Source organism: Paludisphaera rhizosphaerae (assembly GCF_011065895.1).
Lineage (GTDB): Bacteria > Planctomycetota > Planctomycetia > Isosphaerales > Isosphaeraceae > Paludisphaera > Paludisphaera rhizosphaerae.
In genome coordinates, this window is sequence record NZ_JAALCR010000080.1 from 1 (window position 1) to 1719 (window position 1719).

The window sequence follows — 1719 nt, forward strand, 5'->3', positions numbered from 1 at the left end:
CCCAGACCCAGGCCCCCGAACCGGCCGTCGAGCCGTCCAGCTTGCGGAGCCGGGCGCGGGCGTTGGATGAAGCGATCCAGCCCAGGCGAGCATCGGCCCCGGCGTCTCCGTTCGCGACCCCGACAAGCCGCTCAAGCTCGACCAGGGCGTCGCGGGTCGGGGTCCCGCCGTTGACGCCAAGCTCGACGGACTTGGTCCCGGGGACGTTGAGCAGTCCAACAGGGAGGACGCCCCCGGCCGTCCCGGCGATCGCGATCCTATCGACCTCGACCGCAATCCCCGTGGCGACGTCGTCGGCGACCATCTGTTCGAAGTCGGCGGTGTAAGCGGACCGCAGCATGGTCCGCGAAACGGGCACCGTCGCGGCGGCCGTCTTCGGGGTCAGTTCAAGGCCGTCGTACTGGGGGGAGGACTCGGGAGCATCGGCGCCCTCGACGAGCCACCCGACCGACGCCGTCGACTTCAGGCGGGGGATCCAGCCGACGCCCCGACTGTCGACGGGGAGCCGCCTGACCTGGGCGCCCATCGCCCCCAGGGCCGTCTTGGACCTCAAGGCCTCGACGACGGGGATGACCACGACGTCGCCGATCGCCCCCGACCCGGTCGAAGACGTGAGGGCGCGGACCTCTTCGGCGTCGTCGAAGCTCGACGGAGCGAGGAAGCCCCGGGGCCTCATGTGCGGATACCGCTTGCGAAGCTCCTGGTCGACCTCGCCTTCCAGGCCGCGGGGCTGGACGTCCCAATCGCCCCGACGATCGCCGAACGGGTTCGCCACGCCTGCCAAGGCCCTCAGGAACGAGTAGGCGTGCCGCCCTCGCGTGTTCCTCGGATCCTTGTGGGGCAGGGGGTCTAAACTCACGCTGTCGCTTATCAGAAACGCTGAATTCATCGCGTTTTCCTTCCTGTTTATCGAACCACGCCGACCCCTCGGGCCGGCGATCTGGGCTGACCAGTTGGGGGGCACCTACTGGTCGGCGAAAAAACTCGGCATTTCACACGCGCGGGGGAAGGCCCGGTGAGACGCCTTCAAGGCTGTAGCAAAAAGACCCCCTACCCGGTCTCCACCTATGCCACCCTTTCAACGATCGGCAGTCGTAGACGTGCTCACATCCTCTGGTTGATTATCTAGCTACGCAATACTGACACGCCCGGTTCGATGTTCCACGCGAAAGCCTGCGTGAAACAAACGCGACGCCCGCACAATCGGTGCAAGCGGACGACGTGGGGATCCGAGATAAGGCTGACACAGGGGTCACAAGTGGTGACACAGGCTGTTTTTCGACGTAATAGACTTGATGCCAATAGGTTGCATTGTTGGCATTGGCGTCATAGGGGGGGGCAAACTCCATTCTCTCTCTATGCTCTCCTTAGCCTATATATGCACCTATACCCTTTATGGCTTTTTAACTCTTCTAGTCTGTTTTATGTGTAAAACCCCGTGACTACCTGTGACAAGACAGATGACGGCGACGTAACTCCTGTTGGGACGTGGACATCCTGCGTCACGCGGTTTGTGGGTACTGCCTGTGTCGACCCCGTTCCACGCTGTGACGTGCGGGGGTTGCTTAGAGCAAGCGTACGTTCGTGTAGTATCGCTCGCGGAGCCCTTCCCCCCCGGGCGTCCTTCGCTGTGAAGTCTTCACGTAGGGATAGGCGGTCTTCAGCTTCTGACCGAACCATGCCGAGTCTTTGGGCTCGCGTCCGTTCTCTCGACACCAC

1 protein-coding gene is annotated in these 1719 nt (G+C 63.2%); it reads right to left on the minus strand.

Annotation, left to right across the window (positions count from 1 at the left end; translation table 11 throughout):
- The coding region (locus tag G5C50_RS32055; protein WP_165076160.1) for a phage major capsid protein at positions 1-889 on the minus strand (889 nt) is incomplete at its 3' end.
- Positions 890-1719 lie beyond the last annotated feature (830 nt).